This window comes from Halodesulfovibrio sp. (assembly GCF_025210605.1).
In the GTDB taxonomy this organism is placed as follows: domain Bacteria; phylum Desulfobacterota; class Desulfovibrionia; order Desulfovibrionales; family Desulfovibrionaceae; genus Halodesulfovibrio.
Window position 1 is genome coordinate 1 of sequence record NZ_JAOARI010000006.1, and the last position, 14,778, is coordinate 14,778.

24 protein-coding genes are annotated in these 14,778 nt (G+C 44.3%); 19 read left to right on the forward strand and 5 right to left on the reverse strand.

Features of this window, described 5'->3' with window-relative positions:
• Nucleotides 1-10: 10 nt before the first annotated feature.
• Nucleotides 11-268, forward strand: a complete 258-nt coding sequence (locus N4A56_RS02380) for a Txe/YoeB family addiction module toxin (RefSeq protein WP_295544861.1) — start codon at nt 11-13, stop codon at nt 266-268.
• Nucleotides 269-342: 74 nt separating this feature from the next.
• Here N4A56_RS02380 and N4A56_RS02385 read toward each other — a convergent pair whose 3' ends face one another.
• The gene (locus tag N4A56_RS02385) at nt 343-786 is read right to left on the reverse strand and encodes a hypothetical protein (protein WP_295544820.1); all 444 of its coding nucleotides are present in this window, start codon (nt 784-786) and stop codon (nt 343-345) included.
• A gap of 19 nt (nt 787-805) precedes the next feature.
• Nucleotides 806-1,156, reverse strand: a complete 351-nt coding sequence (locus N4A56_RS02390; RefSeq protein WP_295544822.1) for a hypothetical protein — start codon at nt 1,154-1,156, stop codon at nt 806-808.
• Nucleotides 1,157-1,434: 278 nt separating this feature from the next.
• On the opposite strand from N4A56_RS02390, the gene N4A56_RS02395 reads away from it, so the two are divergent.
• The 12 genes from N4A56_RS02395 (at nt 1,435) to N4A56_RS02450 (ending at nt 8,464) form a co-directional block, all read left to right on the forward strand.
• Nucleotides 1,435-2,232 (forward strand): hypothetical protein, encoded by a 798-nt coding sequence (locus N4A56_RS02395; protein ID WP_295544824.1) that lies wholly within the window; start codon nt 1,435-1,437, stop codon nt 2,230-2,232.
• 131 nt (nt 2,233-2,363) lie between these two features.
• Entirely contained in the window at nt 2,364-2,813 is a 450-nt protein-coding gene (locus N4A56_RS02400) for a hypothetical protein (protein ID WP_295544826.1), read from the forward strand.
• 50 nt (nt 2,814-2,863) lie between these two features.
• The gene (locus N4A56_RS02405) at nt 2,864-3,238 is read left to right on the forward strand and encodes a hypothetical protein (protein ID WP_295544828.1); all 375 of its coding nucleotides are present in this window, start codon (nt 2,864-2,866) and stop codon (nt 3,236-3,238) included.
• A gap of 1 nt (nt 3,239) precedes the next feature.
• Nucleotides 3,240-3,692, forward strand: coding sequence for a hypothetical protein (locus tag N4A56_RS02410; protein ID WP_295544830.1), 453 nt, complete (start codon nt 3,240-3,242; stop codon nt 3,690-3,692).
• A 3-nt stretch (nt 3,693-3,695) separates the two neighbouring features.
• Nucleotides 3,696-4,301, forward strand: coding sequence for a hypothetical protein (locus N4A56_RS02415; RefSeq protein ID WP_295544832.1), 606 nt, complete (start codon nt 3,696-3,698; stop codon nt 4,299-4,301).
• A gap of 1 nt (nt 4,302) precedes the next feature.
• Nucleotides 4,303-4,530 (forward strand): hypothetical protein, encoded by a 228-nt coding sequence (locus N4A56_RS02420; RefSeq protein WP_295544834.1) that lies wholly within the window; start codon nt 4,303-4,305, stop codon nt 4,528-4,530.
• A complete protein-coding gene (locus N4A56_RS02425; RefSeq protein WP_295544836.1) occupies nt 4,517-4,828 on the forward strand; it encodes a hypothetical protein in 312 nt (103 codons plus the stop codon). Before N4A56_RS02420 ends, N4A56_RS02425 begins: the two co-directional genes overlap by 14 nt.
• Nucleotides 4,829-4,842: 14 nt before the next feature.
• Nucleotides 4,843-5,379: a hypothetical protein gene (locus tag N4A56_RS02430; RefSeq protein WP_295544838.1), complete on the forward strand. Its 537-nt coding sequence runs from the start codon at nt 4,843-4,845 to the stop codon at nt 5,377-5,379.
• Nucleotides 5,380-5,615: 236 nt separating this feature from the next.
• Nucleotides 5,616-6,578: a hypothetical protein gene (locus tag N4A56_RS02435; RefSeq protein ID WP_295544840.1), complete on the forward strand. Its 963-nt coding sequence runs from the start codon at nt 5,616-5,618 to the stop codon at nt 6,576-6,578.
• Nucleotides 6,578-6,901, forward strand: a complete 324-nt coding sequence (locus N4A56_RS02440; RefSeq protein ID WP_295544842.1) for a hypothetical protein — start codon at nt 6,578-6,580, stop codon at nt 6,899-6,901. The genes N4A56_RS02435 and N4A56_RS02440 overlap by 1 nt, the downstream gene beginning before the upstream one ends.
• Nucleotides 6,902-7,042: 141 nt before the next feature.
• Nucleotides 7,043-7,228, forward strand: coding sequence for a hypothetical protein (locus tag N4A56_RS02445; protein ID WP_295544843.1), 186 nt, complete (start codon nt 7,043-7,045; stop codon nt 7,226-7,228).
• A 198-nt stretch (nt 7,229-7,426) separates the two neighbouring features.
• Nucleotides 7,427-8,464 (forward strand): site-specific integrase, encoded by a 1,038-nt coding sequence (locus N4A56_RS02450; protein WP_295544844.1) that lies wholly within the window; start codon nt 7,427-7,429, stop codon nt 8,462-8,464.
• Nucleotides 8,465-8,860: 396 nt separating this feature from the next.
• Here N4A56_RS02450 and N4A56_RS02455 read toward each other — a convergent pair whose 3' ends face one another.
• Nucleotides 8,861-9,925 carry a hypothetical protein gene (locus tag N4A56_RS02455; RefSeq protein ID WP_295544846.1) on the reverse strand — a complete coding sequence of 355 codons (1,065 nt, stop codon included), beginning with the start codon at nt 9,923-9,925 and terminating at the stop codon, nt 8,861-8,863.
• Here N4A56_RS02455 and N4A56_RS02460 point away from each other — a divergent pair.
• Nucleotides 9,918-10,607: a hypothetical protein gene (locus N4A56_RS02460; RefSeq protein WP_295544848.1), complete on the forward strand. Its 690-nt coding sequence runs from the start codon at nt 9,918-9,920 to the stop codon at nt 10,605-10,607. The two genes, N4A56_RS02455 and N4A56_RS02460, sit on opposite strands and share 8 nt — an antisense overlap.
• Nucleotides 10,608-10,800: 193 nt before the next feature.
• On the opposite strand, the gene N4A56_RS02465 is transcribed toward N4A56_RS02460, so the two are convergent.
• Together N4A56_RS02465 and N4A56_RS02470 are read right to left on the reverse strand one after the other, a co-directional pair.
• Complete coding sequence (locus tag N4A56_RS02465) at nt 10,801-11,832, reverse strand: hypothetical protein (protein WP_295544850.1); 1,032 nt, start codon at nt 11,830-11,832, stop codon at nt 10,801-10,803.
• A 149-nt stretch (nt 11,833-11,981) separates the two neighbouring features.
• Nucleotides 11,982-12,632: a hypothetical protein gene (locus tag N4A56_RS02470; RefSeq protein WP_295544851.1), complete on the reverse strand. Its 651-nt coding sequence runs from the start codon at nt 12,630-12,632 to the stop codon at nt 11,982-11,984.
• A 102-nt stretch (nt 12,633-12,734) separates the two neighbouring features.
• On the opposite strand from N4A56_RS02470, the gene N4A56_RS02475 reads away from it, so the two are divergent.
• The 5 genes from N4A56_RS02475 (at nt 12,735) to N4A56_RS02495 (ending at nt 14,605) form a co-directional block, all read left to right on the forward strand.
• Nucleotides 12,735-12,908, forward strand: a complete 174-nt coding sequence (locus N4A56_RS02475) for a hypothetical protein (protein WP_295544853.1) — start codon at nt 12,735-12,737, stop codon at nt 12,906-12,908.
• Nucleotides 12,909-12,911: 3 nt separating this feature from the next.
• Nucleotides 12,912-13,661, forward strand: a complete 750-nt coding sequence (locus tag N4A56_RS02480; protein ID WP_295544855.1) for a DNA/RNA non-specific endonuclease — start codon at nt 12,912-12,914, stop codon at nt 13,659-13,661.
• A 95-nt stretch (nt 13,662-13,756) separates the two neighbouring features.
• A complete protein-coding gene (locus N4A56_RS02485; protein WP_295544856.1) occupies nt 13,757-14,005 on the forward strand; it encodes a type II toxin-antitoxin system Phd/YefM family antitoxin in 249 nt (82 codons plus the stop codon).
• Nucleotides 13,995-14,285 (forward strand): type II toxin-antitoxin system RelE/ParE family toxin, encoded by a 291-nt coding sequence (locus tag N4A56_RS02490; protein WP_295544857.1) that lies wholly within the window; start codon nt 13,995-13,997, stop codon nt 14,283-14,285. Before N4A56_RS02485 ends, N4A56_RS02490 begins: the two co-directional genes overlap by 11 nt.
• A gap of 140 nt (nt 14,286-14,425) precedes the next feature.
• Nucleotides 14,426-14,605, forward strand: a complete 180-nt coding sequence (locus N4A56_RS02495; protein ID WP_295544859.1) for a hypothetical protein — start codon at nt 14,426-14,428, stop codon at nt 14,603-14,605.
• Nucleotides 14,606-14,778: the final 173 nt, after the last annotated feature.

Here is a 14,778-nt window from a genome sequence, read left to right on the forward strand (position 1 = left end):
AGGAAGACTAATGAATCTTTCGTGGACAACCCATGCGTGGGAAGACTACCTGTACTGGCAAAAAACAGATAAAAAAATCCTCAAGCGCATTAACACACTCATTAAAGACACCATGCGTACCCCCTTCGATGGCATCGGCAAACCGGAACCGCTCCGCTTTCAGCTAACCGGCTGCTGGTCCCGCCGCATTAATGAAGAACACCGATTAGTTTATAAACTAACAACCGATAATACGCTCCATATCCTGCAATGCAAGCACCATTACTAGCTATAAAGTATGGGTTGCCCGCCAGCTAGACAAACAACCCTCCTGCTAAAATTTACCCCGCTTGGGCGGGGTTTTTAATATCCTGCCGCTGCAGCAGAAAAGTTCATTGCAACGACTCCACACCCCAGAGCCAAAAAAATTGCAAAGTACTGTGTTACACGTCGCCACACTTTAGCCCCCTGATATCGGGAGGCTGTGTATCGCAGCGCATCACACGCCAAAATTCCATGAGCAGCAAAAAGGAAAAAAGAAATATTCCCCAATGGCTTCCAAACATAATAAAGGTTGTATGTCATGACAGTGAAAAGGGAGAGGGGAAGAATTGTGTACCCCCAAACAGCCTTCCATAAAGGAACCTTTCCACGCCTAAACTCTTTCAAAAAAGAAGGCGGCTTCTCAAGCCCAGCCTCTACCCGCCTGTCATATACACCTGCACAACCATCCATTTCTTCCCAAAACTTTTTCCACTTCCACAGCCGATATTCCCAATTATTTTTCATTCGCTCAAAATTCAGCATAATAAAATCATTTTATTTGCTACAGCAAGCCAAGGCTGGCAAACCATACATAACTATATTTAATAATTTTTATACACATCATAATTACTGAAAACTTGGCTAAAAGCTTCCAAAACTGATGTCCGGCATAATCTTCTGCACTGAGCCAAACTCCACGAAGCGCCACAAGAAGATAACAAGGGCCAAATAAAAATAATAAAAAAAAGGCAAGCTCGACTCCACCAGCTGCTCCACTGGATAAACGTGGCATAACTTTAGCCCATGTAAACACAAATGCAGCAAATAAAGCAAAGCAAGCGACGACCCCGTAAATCCAGTAATGCACCCATAACGGATACTCACCCCGCCAAAGCTTACCCAAAAAACTCATAACCCCTCCTTAAAATTATTTTTTCAAAATAATTCCATATACCTATATATATTTTTTTATCAACAGAATGCCTCAAGACATTTTTTTGCTTGACCTTTCTTGCTGCCTTAAGGCATCATTTCTTCACGCCGCAAGAAAAACACCAAACACAACGCGAGCATAGCACCGTTGTTAGTCCGTATTTTTTTGGGTGCCAATCTGGAGAGTTCGCAAAGTCGGCTTTCTGGAAAGGATAACAGCGCATTCTATAAACTTTTACGAAATCAGGAGATTTAACCATGATGAGCCTTATCAACCGTTGTTACGAGTCCTTCCGCCCGTCCTCTATCTGTGACACTCGCTACCTACGTGCATATGCCTTGCGCAGTCTCATTGGCATTCGCCGAGGGTTCACCGCTCTACTGCCTATGCAACTACGTAGTGATGAGTGGAAAAACGGCAGACTTACCCCAGAGGAAGAGTATGACGAATTTGCTTTTCTATATGAAGATTTCTGGAACGAGGGAGAGCGAGACCTTTTATTCAGATACTTCTCCCATGATCTAACGCTCAACCGTGAAGAATACAAAAAAGCTTCCAAACGAAGTGACGATCTTGAAACCGAAGCACTCAGGTTTGGAGTCACGAGCTTTCTGCCAGTGGATGAGTTGGTTGCCGAAGCATCATCCCTCCGTGAAGCAAATGAAAACTTTGAAGCACTTATTTTAGGTAAATTAGGCTGTAAACCAAGATGGAACGCAGCAGCTACAACAGCAGGACCTGCTCCTGCCGCTCTGGTATACCCTGCACACTTCGGCGCTTATGCCGACCTGCTCATTTCCTACCTCGCGGATGAGCCTCTATCTGACGAGGCAGAATATGTCGCAGCAGACTTCTGGCACGAAAGCCTCGCCATCGCTGGCGGCCACACGTTAGCCGATGGCTTTTCTCCCTCAGCAGAATACAGCCTACAGGTTGAAGCCGCGCTGGAAGACGTAAAAAGAAGAGCTGCCCATCGCGTTGCAGCACGCAACAGCTTCAGCGCATTCCTTGCTAAAAACGGCTTGGTTCACACACCGTTACGCCGTGCAATCTAAAAAATTGTCTTCGCGAACCGCAGGGCTGCGCTGTGCAGCCGACCTAATCTCCTGTTGTTTGGAGAGTGCGCTCGGCGGTTCCATGTACGGAGCCGCCCTACGGGGCGCGAAGAACTAAAAAAGGAGGATGTATGCCAACCATACCATGTCAACAATGCGGAAAAATGTTCTATGTCCGCCCTTCTCGCCTCAATCTGGGTGGCGGGAAATACTGCTCAAAAGAGTGTGCTGCAAAAGGGCGGATAAAAAAGCCGGAACCGTGTCCGTGCTGTGGAAAGCTGTTCGTTAAACGACCTAACCAAATCTACTGCTCCCGCTCCTGCGCGACGAAAGCAAGCCACGCTGCCAGAGGCAGAACCCCACTTAAAAGCGGCATCTGCAAGATTTGTAAAAAAGAGTTTGTGCACGGTGTAGCCCAATCTATTTGCAGCCACGCCTGTCTGTTTGCTCACAAGAAAAAGCATGGCTGCAACCCAACATCCTACGCGCTGGAATTTGACCCTTGGAAAACAGGAGACATTCAGCCGGACCGCTTTGCAGACAACATGTACCGCCAGCCAGACCCGGTGCTTGGCTTCTGATGAAAATATTACGACCAACCAGTCTTAGTAGACAATTAACGAGGTTAACAATGCCACAACTTAGATTAAATTTAGACCCACAAAGCGTTACCATTCGCCGCTGCCTGCATACAGAGTTTGCATGTAACAAATGCAACCAAAATCAAACACGTTGCCGCCCAATTAAAATATTTTCTGTCGCACAACATGGCGTTGATGGTGCGCGAAAACTGGCTGAAGAGCACCTGCGCACTATTAACCCGAATGGCGCCGCGGCAAAGGGAAAGAACACTTTTACGCGCTATCTAGGCACTTGTGCAGATAAAAACTGCCACCGCTATATTTCTGAAGGTGACGAATACTATACGTTAAAGAACCGCATTTACTGCAAGTATTGTGGGCTAGGCATCGAAGAAGCTCAAAAAGTCTCACCGTCAGGAGAATAAAATGCCAATTGAATCAACAAGTGTCCCACTCGAAAAGTTTTTCGACAATTCAGTCCGTATCAGTTCCGTTATTCACTGCAAAAGCCTTGGCGATAGCTGCTACATCAGCGCTTTTGAAGATTTCGTATGTGACTACCTCTATTGCTCAGATCGCGTACTCGACCACTACCCTACGCTGAAAAAAGAACTTGCTGACGATTTGGAGTTAGAGGAAGTGGTCGATTGTATGCGTGAGGATGACGAAGAACTCACCGGCATTCTTGTCCGCATGGACACCCCCGTAAAAAGTTACGTAGCAGAAGGCGCAGCCACAATGAGTTGGGGCTGTTACCGCCAAGATTGGACATGGGCAGCAGATATAGCAGATGCGGAACGCCAAGCAATCGAATGGGCGAAAGAGCAAGACAGAGTTGCCCGGCAAGACTACATGGAAAAACAGGGCAAAGGGGAATAGGTCATGACAACTAAACCTATCCTCTTCAACGGTGCGATGGTTCGCGCCGTTCTGGACGGTCAGAAAACGCAAACACGGCGACCTGTAAAGCTTGGCGATTTTCCAGCAACACATGTCAAATATATTGACGAAAATCAGCATTTCCAGTTGATGCCGCCAGATACGTTTGTTTTTTCCTATTTCGAAGAAAAAACTCCAGTAGAAGTTTTCCATCCAATTGCCCCGCAATACCGCAAAGGAACAGTGCTGTGGGTGAAGGAAACATTCCGACTCCACGGAGGCACAGACGAATGCGGATGCGGTGGGGACAGATGCCACTGTCCGCCTGAAGGCACACCAATCTACCGCGCTGACATGGACGATGGCGAAAGCAAGTGGAACCCATCGATTCATATGAAAAAACAATACGCACGGATATTCCTTGAAGTAACTAGCGTCCGCTGTGAAAAGCTTTGGGATATGACAAGCAAAGACGCACGAAAAGAAGGAACCACACATCCAGAAAGATTCTTCGGGGAATGGTATGTCATTTACCCAGAAGAAGATAACCCCTTCGTATGGGTGTATGAATTCAAACGCTGTGAAAAGCCGGAAGGATGGAGGAGCTAAAATGACACCTGACGAAGCAAGAGAAGAACTGTGCTTGTTCTTCAAACCCGAGTGGCACAGCTACATAAATACCAAGCTGGCAGGTGACTTTGCAGGCGAACTTGCCGTGATAATACGTGAACACAACAAGATGCAGACTGACATGGCACTCGCTGCTGAGTTTGAAGTGCTTGCTAATGCACGTATTGCTGAACTTACAGCAGCAAGAGAATCCAATGAGCGGTTGTAGCTATGTCCGTGAACACTACGGTGTTCCTGCTCAAATTGGGATGCGTGTAATTGTAGATGGTAAGCCCGGAATCATCTCCGAAGATCACGGTAACTATATCGGAGTCAACTTCGATGAAGACAAGCCTGGTGTTGTTTTAAGCTGCCACCCGACTTGGCGAGTAGAATACACCATAAAATCAGGAAAAATTCGCCCTCTAACTCGATCTCAGCAACGTTACTTACGCTACCTTGAATATAGCGATTGTTTTAACTCCTTCTTAGATTTTTGCTACTGGGACGCTCAACAGTCTTGGTAATAAGGAAGCAAAGCATGTCAAAACTAGCAAAGAATCACCAACACATCGCCATCGCTCAAAAGAACTGCCGCATAGCAGTGGCAGTTGCCTGCCTGTACGAAGCCGTTGAACGCCTCTGGCAAGCACAAGGTGTACTCACCCGTAAGGAAAAACTCCAAGCAGAGCGAGTAATGAACTGGACTCAAAAGGTCATTGCTCAAATCGGGATTGATACAAAAAAATCCGCTGGCATTAAAAAGAACTTCAACCAGATCGCAAACACAATCCTCGCTAAACGTCAGCAGTACATTAGCGAAGGAGACATTACCCCGATTCATGGTTGCATGGATATTTTTGCAATGGCGCAGGTTGTTACGGATTTGCAGATTGTAGGCGGCTTCAAAAGCCGTGAATGGACATACCTTCTAAAAACAACAAACACGTTTACAGACACACTCTACGCTGATCTACACGAGACAGATGCAGCGGAAATCGCATGCAACTGCGCCCTTGATATTTTCGATACCATTTGTCCTGAATGGAATACTGCAAAGCTTGGGGAGGCGGCGTGAGCTTTTTTCAGCAATAATCATAATCGCTCTGCTTGCTTGCGTAGTCTGGCAAATTCACACAACCGAGCGACTGCGTAAAGAAAACCTCAAGCTACGATTGAAGACTATGGGGTTCAAGCATGAGATTCTTTAGCGTTAGGCAGCAGCATGGCTGTTCCGGTAATGCACTGGATTGGCAAGCGGATTGAACATGTTGAAGTGTTACAACGTAAACATGTTGATTTGGAGGTGGCATAATGAACATTGCAGTACATACGCCTGATCGCACGAACTTCCCTAACCTTGCACTTATGAAAATTAGTGCTTGGCACAAAGCGCAGGGAAATAATGTTGAGTGGTTCAACCCTTTGCTTTCAAACAGCTATGACCAAATATATTCAAGCAAAGTATTCACATTTTCCCACTGTGACCCGTACTTGCCAGATGATGAGAGAGTTGAAAAAGGCGGGACTGGATACCAAAGCACTCGAGTGCTACCAAATGAAATTGAGCACCGTGCCCCTGACTACTCTCTTTACAATGTATCTGCTGCCTATGGATTCACAACAAGGGGTTGTCCGAACAAATGCAGCCGCTGCATTGTTCCACAAAAAGAAGGGAATATTCGTGCAAACGCAGATATTGAAGAATTCTGGGATGGACAAAAAGACTTAATTCTTATGGATAACAATATCCTTGCCCACTCTCACGGAATCAAGCAGCTAGAGAAAATTTCCAAACTGAACATTAGGCTCGACTGCAACCAAGGCATGGAAGCAAAGCTAGTTGGCAAAGCAGAGGCTAAATTACTTGGTAATATTAAATGGTCACGAATCCGCTTTGCTTGCGATCGTCAAACTCAAATGAAGCATGTAGCTCGTGCCGTATCGCTAATCCGGCACTACTCCGGCAAGAAAGGAAAGTACTTTGTTTACGTGTTGGTCGGTGATCGAAACCTACCAGCAAACGACCCAGACGGAATTCAAGACGCTCTGGCTCGTGTTGAATTTCTCCGTAAGCTCGATGTTGACCCATTCGCGCAACCATTTCGTGACTACAAAGAAAACCTAGAGCCAACAGAAATTCAAAGGCAATTCGCACGATGGGTGAACAGGAAACAACTCTTCAAATCATGTAGTTGGGAAGAATACAATCAGCATCAGAAAAAAGCCCCTGCTTCAGCTACAGGAAAGCTCAAATCATTATTGGAAGTGGCATAATGGCTAAAATTCTAACTCAAACAATCCTCAACGGTGAAACGCCAACCGTTCGCCTCTTACACGATGTTCGTGGTGACTACATTTTTGCCGGAACAGTGGTACTTGCTGGTGTCCACAAGGCATACATGAATCAGTACGGAGCCGTGAGTGTTGAGGCTACAAATGGCAAGCTGCTAGGTATCCGTCCTCACGAAATGGAATGGGTAGAAGGAAAACCTTCAATGTGGTGCTGTGGCGATGGTAACAACTATGTCATTGAGCCATATGAAGGCGATTGGACGCTTGATGCGTTTATGCGAAAAAACGATGAGGTGGAACCATGAATACTTGGATAGATACGTTCATGCACTTAACCCTCGTTATCATTTTTTTCCATCTCCAATGGAACAATAAGCTAACAAAAAGTGAAACTCTCATCTGTGGCTTATTATTCCTAATTCTAATGAGAATTGGAAAAATATAGCATGACAATCACGACACAAGATAAATCCCTACTCCTCATCGCCGCACTATCATTCTGCCCCGGTATCGGCGCAGCGTGCAGCATCATCACCCTACTTGGCGCTTTATACGAAGCCGCAACTAGCGATTGGAAAATGTTTTTTATATCACTAACGCTAGGCACTACAGCCTGCTATATTTGGAGTTAACTATGATTGAAAGCTCCCCTCTTCCCCCTATTGCCACGTTAGACAAAATGGCAGAACTAGTTCAAATGAGTAAAGGTAGCCTTTCTGGCGTCTGGCAAACATGGCCACACTTTTATGTAGGTTCAGGACGGAACGCAAAAGGTGCACGGTTCATTCCTGCCGATGTGATTGCATTTTTATATGAAAATGGAGGGCTAAGTGTCCGTAGCAGCGTATCAAACAAAGAAGGGACGGCGGTACAAAGCAATTCTATATCTGGACGGAAAAGCAGTAACAAGCAAGCGCGGGTTTCTCACCAAAAAAGAGGGGCGAAAGTGGCTTCAGGACGAAGCCAGAAAACGTACTATGAAAACCCCGACAGGCACAAGCTTCGGCTTTGTGGCTAACAACTATTTAGACTTTATGGAAGAGCGTCGGCAGCCCCAAACATTTGCATATAAACGCACCATTATCAATCGCCTTCTAGAGTTTCTGGGGGGCGATTTTATTATACAGGAACTGCCAGATTCCACAGTAGAAAACTACCTTGTACACCTCAAACAAGAGGCAAGCGGCAAGACTGCAAACAGACATTGCAAAGAGCTTTCTATTCTCTGGAATTGGGCAATAAAGCGAAACCACATACAAAAAAATCCTTGGAGAGCTGCCGAACCATTCCCGGAAGAAAAGTTTATCCGTCAGGTCCCAACACTTGAAGAAATTCAAAAGGTACGTGAAGTCGCCACACCGGAAGAAAGAGACTGGATTGATGCATTATACTATACTGGTGCACGTATTGGAGAAATAACCCACTTGGAATGGAAAAATATCGACTTCGAACTAAACACGATTACCCTGTACACTCGAAAACGAAAAGGTGGAAACCATGAGCCGCGTACACTGTCACTTGCTCCGGCGTTCAGAGAATTGCTAGAGCGCCGCAATAAACGCCGCACTGCCGATCTGGTCTTTCCTACCAGGTACGGCAACCCACAACCACGTTCCGGTAGCTTCCTTGTTGGGCTGTTTTCACGCAACTGTCAAAAGGCAAAAGTAACCAAATTTACCGCTCATGGAATACGCCACCACGTAGCAACAAGATTAAAGGATAGTAGGCAAGCAACTTCCTACCAAATTCAAGCTTTCTTAGGACACATGAACCATTCTACTACAGAACGATACCTGCATGACTTGGCTGTAGACCGTGACGTTCCGCACCTACTGACACTAGAAAACTTGGGAGAAGATAAAGAGTAGTTTTGTGGTTCGATTTTGGTTCGATTGAGTCTAGAAAAGATCAAAATAAGCTTAACATAATCCCTCGTTAACCGTTGCTAACCCTAGATTTTAAAGAAATAGCACACCGCCTTGATTGACTCGAAATCGTGCTTAGGTCTCAAAGCCTAACGAGGGTTCGAATCCCTCTCTCTCCGCCAAGACGTCAAAAACAAAGGGCTTTATCCGAATGGATGAAGCCCTTTTATTTTGCGATGCGTTAACGATATGCGAATTTTTTAAAGAATCTTTCTTTATTTGTAAGCGGTATTTCATCTTCTTCTGGATCATCAAAGACATCTCCTACCGCCAATACCAAGTGCTGATTATCAGGACATAAAACCGATTGTTACAAAAAGACATTTCAACAACGCCTATCTATTCATTATTTTTAAAAAGAGGTAGGATTGGACTTTCTGAAGGAAGCTTTAATCCGTTCAGAGTCAATGTTAGCTCGACAGGATTCAAAACTTTCTCTGGACTTATAGATTCTTCGCGTGGCTTTCCAATCCCTATCATCTTAATATTCTCTATCTTACCATTCTTAACATATACTGTGATTTGGAGGTCAAGAGATACTGTAGTCTTATCTCCAAGATCAATAGCGTCCTGCATTGCGTTCGCTATTTTCCTACGGGAACTAGGAGAAACATATGAAATATCAACACGCTTATGTCCTACCCTAAAATCAACATCAACATCATTAGATGGAAGATCACTTCCCCGAAGACAATAAGATCCATCAATTTTAAATGGCAATGTGCTTTCATGTCGCACGGCCTGTTTTAAAACCTTCAGCGTAGTGACGTCATTAAATGTCTCTTCTTTGTTAATACGGACTTTCCCCTCCGAACTTAATCGATTCGTTAGAGTATTAAGGGTTTCTTTAGAATGCATCAAAATCACCTTTGCAGTATCAGCCGCCTCAATTGCATCTGCCTTCTTCTCTTCTGGAAAATCATCTGCAAAGTCATCCAAAGGCTTTGCTTGCAACCATGCCGCGCAACCCTTTTGCATCGTGGAAATTGCTGCAAAAGCCCCTGCAATATGAATGTGCTTCCGAGAAGTATTTTCATCTTTCAACTGATTAAGTAAGTAGGAACAATAGCCTTGTAGGTTTATTTCAAAAAGGATACAGCCTGAGGAAATCTTAGCTTTTATTACTAGCTGATCATTCTTCTTCAAGTCCTTTCGACTATACTTTTTTTTGGGAGGCACTTTACTAAGTAACTTCAAAAAATCATTCTGCATCGATAAAAGAAGATCTGCTGTTCGATAATCTAAGTACTCTGTATCATTCCATTCAGGGTCATCAATCTTTATATTGATAAAGACTCCTGAGGGATCTATTCCTGATACAATTTCTCTATCTGAGTCAGAACCATATTTTAATAAAATTTGTTTTGCTACTTCAGATAAATAAGAGGGATCAACGGTGCTCACTGGACAATTCTCCGAAATAAAAAAACAACCTGGTAAGAAATTGCTAAAGATAGCTATTTCCCTATTGGTAGTTTTTATCATATTTACATACATCAGTTTCGTTTCAGAAAAAGCCTTACTACAAAATATTTCTTATTCAATTTGCGCAACTTGTATTTTTTATGCAGGATTCGAACTTATTCCTGCGTGGCGTCATCTTGAAAAGAGTAAGTACCTACTATTAAATAGGTTATCAAGTTTGTTCTTTCTTTCCATCCAATTTGATATGGGAACAGGACTAACATCTGAACAAAAATATCAGGGTGGAAATATCTGTTCGCAAGTTTTTTTTAAAAACATTGATCCAACGACAACTTATTCAACAATTTTTCAATCAACCATCCCCATTGGAATATCAGGCTCAATAGATGAGTTTTCTGCAGGTTATCGCCACGCAATGAAAATTCTACTCACTGAAATCATACAAAGAAACTCTAACTACATTAAAGAAGTTCGTGGACTTGAAGAAGAAATTTGGAAACTATTGATGATTCTTGAAGAAGGTTATCTCAAAGAAAGTATTCAAGTTTTTAGACAGAAGAGCACCTCAACTTTAGATCGTATTCTAAATGCGCTCAATGAAAACGGGCTACTGAATGAATTTAAATTGCTATGTCAGGAACTACACAATATTAAATTTTAACCAATCCCTTAAGGTTTTTTCAAAATGCCCATATCCTCCGAATCATCAAAAGCATCGACAATATCCCTGTCCATATCTAGTTCATGCAGATAGGTTTTAGTTGTTCTAATATTCATATGACCAAGAAGCATTTGAATCTGTCGGTGAGTTGCTTTTCAGGATTTCGCAGTTAGGGATTAAGTGGTGGTTAGGCTTAATTCGGAGATGCCTGTGCCGAGGCTTCAGGCTGTGTGATATGGTGTTGCAGGACTTCAACCAGCGTTGAGAGCTGGGTACTGTTTGCACCGCTGATAGAGACACCCGCGGCGCGTTCGATGTCCTGCTGGGCAAACCCTAAAGATACAATGTCAGCTTTGAGAGCTTCACGACGCTGCGGGACGGTAAGTCCCTGCTGCAAAGACTGAAGCTGTGACTGATCCTGCGTCGTACTTGTCTGATTAGTGTTGCTGTGGTTAGCAGTATATTGCTGGAAGGCTGCAACAATTGCGTCATGCTGTGACGGGTCAAGAGCTTGCTGGTATACAGAAATGGTATCTGAATTGTTGCCGGATGCGGTTTCTTCGATAAAACGCTCAAGCAAGGCAAGCTCTGCATCAAAAGAGACACCGATCTTATCAGCCAATTCATACATTAGCTGTGCTTCAGCTTCTTCTTGCGCCTCTTTGTTGACCTCTGTTGCCGCTTCATTCGACTGCTCTTGAGGCTCCGACATCGGGGAATCTAACTGCATCAGCCCCGCAGCCACAAGCCTCCACTCAACTTCAGAATGCGCCAACACAGACTCCCCATCAGCAGGTAGCGCGCAAAGATCATTCACAAAGCAACGATCAATGGAATACCAAAGAGCGTAAAGGCCTGCGCAATAAATCTCACCTTCTAAATAAATTTTAAAGCATTTCCCTAGCAACGCAGCTTTAGTTAATTCATCAGCACTCTCAAGAGTGAAAACTAACTTTTCACCAATTCGTTGCCGCTCCTCCTCATTCTCCAGCCTGCTACGCATCTTCTGTTTGTCAGCTTCACTTACTCCTTCAAAGTTTTCCCCAAAGGACTTGACCTTCGCTAAAAACAAATTATCCCGAACAGTATTTGCTGTGCGTGCTAATCCCACTAACGTTCCAAGTGCAGGAATGTCTCGTGCGATTCCTTCTTTTTGAAATGCATCAAAAAAAGGTTCCAGCACATCAGTGGCTACGTCCATCAAACAATCTTTTATCTTTCCCATACGTTCTCCTGCTCCCAACATGCTCTTACTTCATGATTCTTTCAAACAAAAAAGCCCCCGATATTATCAGGGGCTTGGAATTACAAACAGTCTACTGTTTAAAATCAAAAATATACTCTGTATGTTGTTAAATTATAAACGGGAAAAGACTATTTTTTGCTTTTATTGTTCAACTTACTTTGGTGTGCCTTTAGTTTTTCTTCGTACTCTCTGAACGTCATTGGATGAAACTCTTTGAAGCATTGCTTTTTTGCATTCACGACCATTTTATCTTTCCGAGAGGACAGTACATCCGCTAATAGACTATCCATAAGAGAATCTGCAGAATTAATTAGCTGACCATTTGCCTTCGCATCCACAGCAGAAGTCAAACGCCCACTATTTACCCATAAAGGCATTAAGCCTCTAATTGCTACATTTACTTTTGACCCCGTTCCCCAACTAGAACTAGCTGCGGGAACTAGCACCTCAAGCCGATATGAAGCGCCGCACCTTCCCACAAATCTGTCCCCAAACACAGAGAATACAATTATTGGATTTTTGGGAGTCGTTATAAGAAACTCCTCTTGCGAAACGCTTATTCCCTCGGACTCTAGCCGGTAGCGAATTCTATCTTTGACGGCCTGTATATTCGTCCAGCACCCACCTGACACATCATCATTTACCAAGAGGTATGCCGATTCCATTAAGCCTACCCCTTTAGTTCTAGAAACAGTAAGCCACGTATAGTCCTCCTCCCCCATTCCAGCACACGGCACCAACAAAACCATCAACACAACCAGTAAAACCTTTTTCATCATCTAACACCTCGCTTATTTCATACCTGCCCCTGAATATAGTTCCCTTATAACTAGGTCTATTATTTCACTTTAATACTTATCTAGTTACAATAAGGAGCAACTATGGAGCGGGTATTTCTCCGAGGTATTCTTGTTCTTGTTTTCGTGTGCCTTTCCTCAATCACACAGGCAGAAATATACAGGGCGCTGCTGCCACAGGGAATACGAACCGACTTTGTTATCCACCACACACATTATTCTAGTGGGTATGATGAAGAGTCCGAGCAAGCCGAATAGGTCATGTACGAGTTCACACAAGAGGAAGCGAACGCGCCGCGGGTCAAGCGCACTAACTCTTTTCGTTCTGACCCTGCCGTTCCTTCCGGTTCCGCAGCTCTTAGCGACTACAAGAAAAGTGGCTACGACAGAGGACATCTTGCACCCGCTGCTGACATGGGCTTTTCCAAACAGGCTATGAGTGAATCATTCTATATGTCCAACATGAGTCCGCAACGTCCGGGCTTTAACAGAGGCATATGGAAAAAACTTGAAGAAATCGTGCGCGGGTGGGCAAAGAACGAAGATATCATTATCGTCACAGGCGGGATTCTGACTGGTAGACAGTATATCGGCAGCAACGCAGTTCTCATCCCCAACACATACTATAAAGTAATCTATGCTCCACAGCGCCAAGAGATGATAGCCTTTCTTCTGCCCAACGAGGCGTCTTCCGCCCTTTTACAACACTTTGCTCTTCCGGTGGATGCAGTTGAGGCTGTAGCCGGTATAGATTTTTTTCCTACCATACCTGATGAGTTTGAAGCGGCTTTAGAAAGGAACATCAACACATCTAGCTGGCAGTGGACTGCAAAACCGTCCCAGATTCGCAAACAACGTAGTATCGATTCCTCTACTATGGGTGTAGTCAAAATGTCCCGCTCTGGAATATGCCATGATCGTTCATCAAGATACTACAGTCGCACTAAACATTTTACCCCATACCGCACGTTAAAAGAATGCCTAAACGCAGGAGGAAGGTTGCCACGGTGATAGTAAGTAGGCTGCATACTCTCTCCCCTCTTGACACTATCGCCTGCTCCTCGTATCTTAAAAACCTATTAACAGGTCTTTTAGGAGGTCTTCTAATGGCTCATAAAATATTAGCTGATACTGTTGCCAGCATTTCAGAACTTAAAAAGAACCCTATGGCTACTATCCGTGAAGGTGATGGAGAACCCGTTGCAATCCTGAATCGGAATGAACCTGCATTCTACTGCATCCCAGCAAAGGCATGGGAGGATTTGATGGACAAGCTGGAAGACTTGGAGCTTTCCAAGATTGCAGCACAGCGCATGGACGGACCAACTGTAAAGGTAACGCTTGATGACCTATGATCTTGAGTTCAACAAGCAAGCCCTGAAAGAATGGAAAAAGCTAGGCAGCACCGTTCGGGAACAGTTCAAGAAAAAGTTGAAAGAACGTCTAGAAAATCCCAAGTTTCCTTCTGCCAAGCTTACTGGCACTGAATCCTTGTTTAAAATAAAATTACGCCAGTCTGGTTATCGACTGGTCTACCAAGTCATCGATGACAGAGTTGTTGTTATCGTTCTTTCTGTGGGCAAACGAGAAAGACTCGAAGCGTATAAAAATGCCTTTACCAGACTTGAAGAATGATCGAAGCCCCGCCAAATGGTGGGCTTTTTCTATAAAACAGCCAATCGATTTTGCGCTGAGTCATCCACGCTCTTTGATAAAAATCATGTGCACAACTCCGACTTTCGCTACGCTACCTTAAAAAACCACAGGAGGCACAGATGGGAAAAGCAAATGCAGGAAGAGGTGGCAAAGGCTCCTCAAGCCACCCAGGACAAGGTGGAAACTGGCCTAGCACCACTGGTAACGCATCAGGTGGTGGTAGAGGCAATGCAACACCATCGGGCGGTAAAGGTGGCTCCGGCGGAAAGGGAGCTAGCAGTTCGGGAAAGGGTAAATAAAATGAACAAGCCTGCACAGAAATGTGTGGGCTTTTTCTTATGTGGCCTCACGTCAAGTAAAATGCCAAAACTATTCTTGAGCGGTTTGCGTCAGCAAACTGCTTATGGTCTCTTTGAAGAGTATTCCTTTTCTTATTCGTGCTACTAGGCACCAAGTACCGATTCGGTACATC

Coding starts and splice junctions, on each gene's coding strand:
- N4A56_RS02490 (WP_295544857.1), top strand. CDS start 13,995: ATGACCTATGATCTTGAGTTCAACAAGCAAGCCCTGAAAGAATGGAAA.
- N4A56_RS02430 (WP_295544838.1), top strand. CDS start 4,843: ATGTCAAAACTAGCAAAGAATCACCAACACATCGCCATCGCTCAAAAG.
- N4A56_RS02410 (WP_295544830.1), top strand. CDS start 3,240: ATGCCAATTGAATCAACAAGTGTCCCACTCGAAAAGTTTTTCGACAAT.
- N4A56_RS02485 (WP_295544856.1), top strand. CDS start 13,757: ATGGCTCATAAAATATTAGCTGATACTGTTGCCAGCATTTCAGAACTT.
- N4A56_RS02400 (WP_295544826.1), top strand. CDS start 2,364: ATGCCAACCATACCATGTCAACAATGCGGAAAAATGTTCTATGTCCGC.
- N4A56_RS02435 (WP_295544840.1), top strand. CDS start 5,616: ATGAACATTGCAGTACATACGCCTGATCGCACGAACTTCCCTAACCTT.
- N4A56_RS02465 (WP_295544850.1), bottom strand. CDS start 11,832: ATGGGAAAGATAAAAGATTGTTTGATGGACGTAGCCACTGATGTGCTG.
- N4A56_RS02480 (WP_295544855.1), top strand. CDS start 12,912: ATGTACGAGTTCACACAAGAGGAAGCGAACGCGCCGCGGGTCAAGCGC.
- N4A56_RS02405 (WP_295544828.1), top strand. CDS start 2,864: ATGCCACAACTTAGATTAAATTTAGACCCACAAAGCGTTACCATTCGC.
- N4A56_RS02420 (WP_295544834.1), top strand. CDS start 4,303: ATGACACCTGACGAAGCAAGAGAAGAACTGTGCTTGTTCTTCAAACCC.
- N4A56_RS02385 (WP_295544820.1), bottom strand. CDS start 786: ATGCTGAATTTTGAGCGAATGAAAAATAATTGGGAATATCGGCTGTGG.
- N4A56_RS02445 (WP_295544843.1), top strand. CDS start 7,043: ATGACAATCACGACACAAGATAAATCCCTACTCCTCATCGCCGCACTA.
- N4A56_RS02425 (WP_295544836.1), top strand. CDS start 4,517: ATGAGCGGTTGTAGCTATGTCCGTGAACACTACGGTGTTCCTGCTCAA.
- N4A56_RS02390 (WP_295544822.1), bottom strand. CDS start 1,156: ATGAGTTTTTTGGGTAAGCTTTGGCGGGGTGAGTATCCGTTATGGGTG.
- N4A56_RS02495 (WP_295544859.1), top strand. CDS start 14,426: ATGGGAAAAGCAAATGCAGGAAGAGGTGGCAAAGGCTCCTCAAGCCAC.
- N4A56_RS02415 (WP_295544832.1), top strand. CDS start 3,696: ATGACAACTAAACCTATCCTCTTCAACGGTGCGATGGTTCGCGCCGTT.
- N4A56_RS02470 (WP_295544851.1), bottom strand. CDS start 12,632: ATGATGAAAAAGGTTTTACTGGTTGTGTTGATGGTTTTGTTGGTGCCG.
- N4A56_RS02395 (WP_295544824.1), top strand. CDS start 1,435: ATGATGAGCCTTATCAACCGTTGTTACGAGTCCTTCCGCCCGTCCTCT.
- N4A56_RS02475 (WP_295544853.1), top strand. CDS start 12,735: ATGGAGCGGGTATTTCTCCGAGGTATTCTTGTTCTTGTTTTCGTGTGC.
- N4A56_RS02380 (WP_295544861.1), top strand. CDS start 11: ATGAATCTTTCGTGGACAACCCATGCGTGGGAAGACTACCTGTACTGG.
- N4A56_RS02440 (WP_295544842.1), top strand. CDS start 6,578: ATGGCTAAAATTCTAACTCAAACAATCCTCAACGGTGAAACGCCAACC.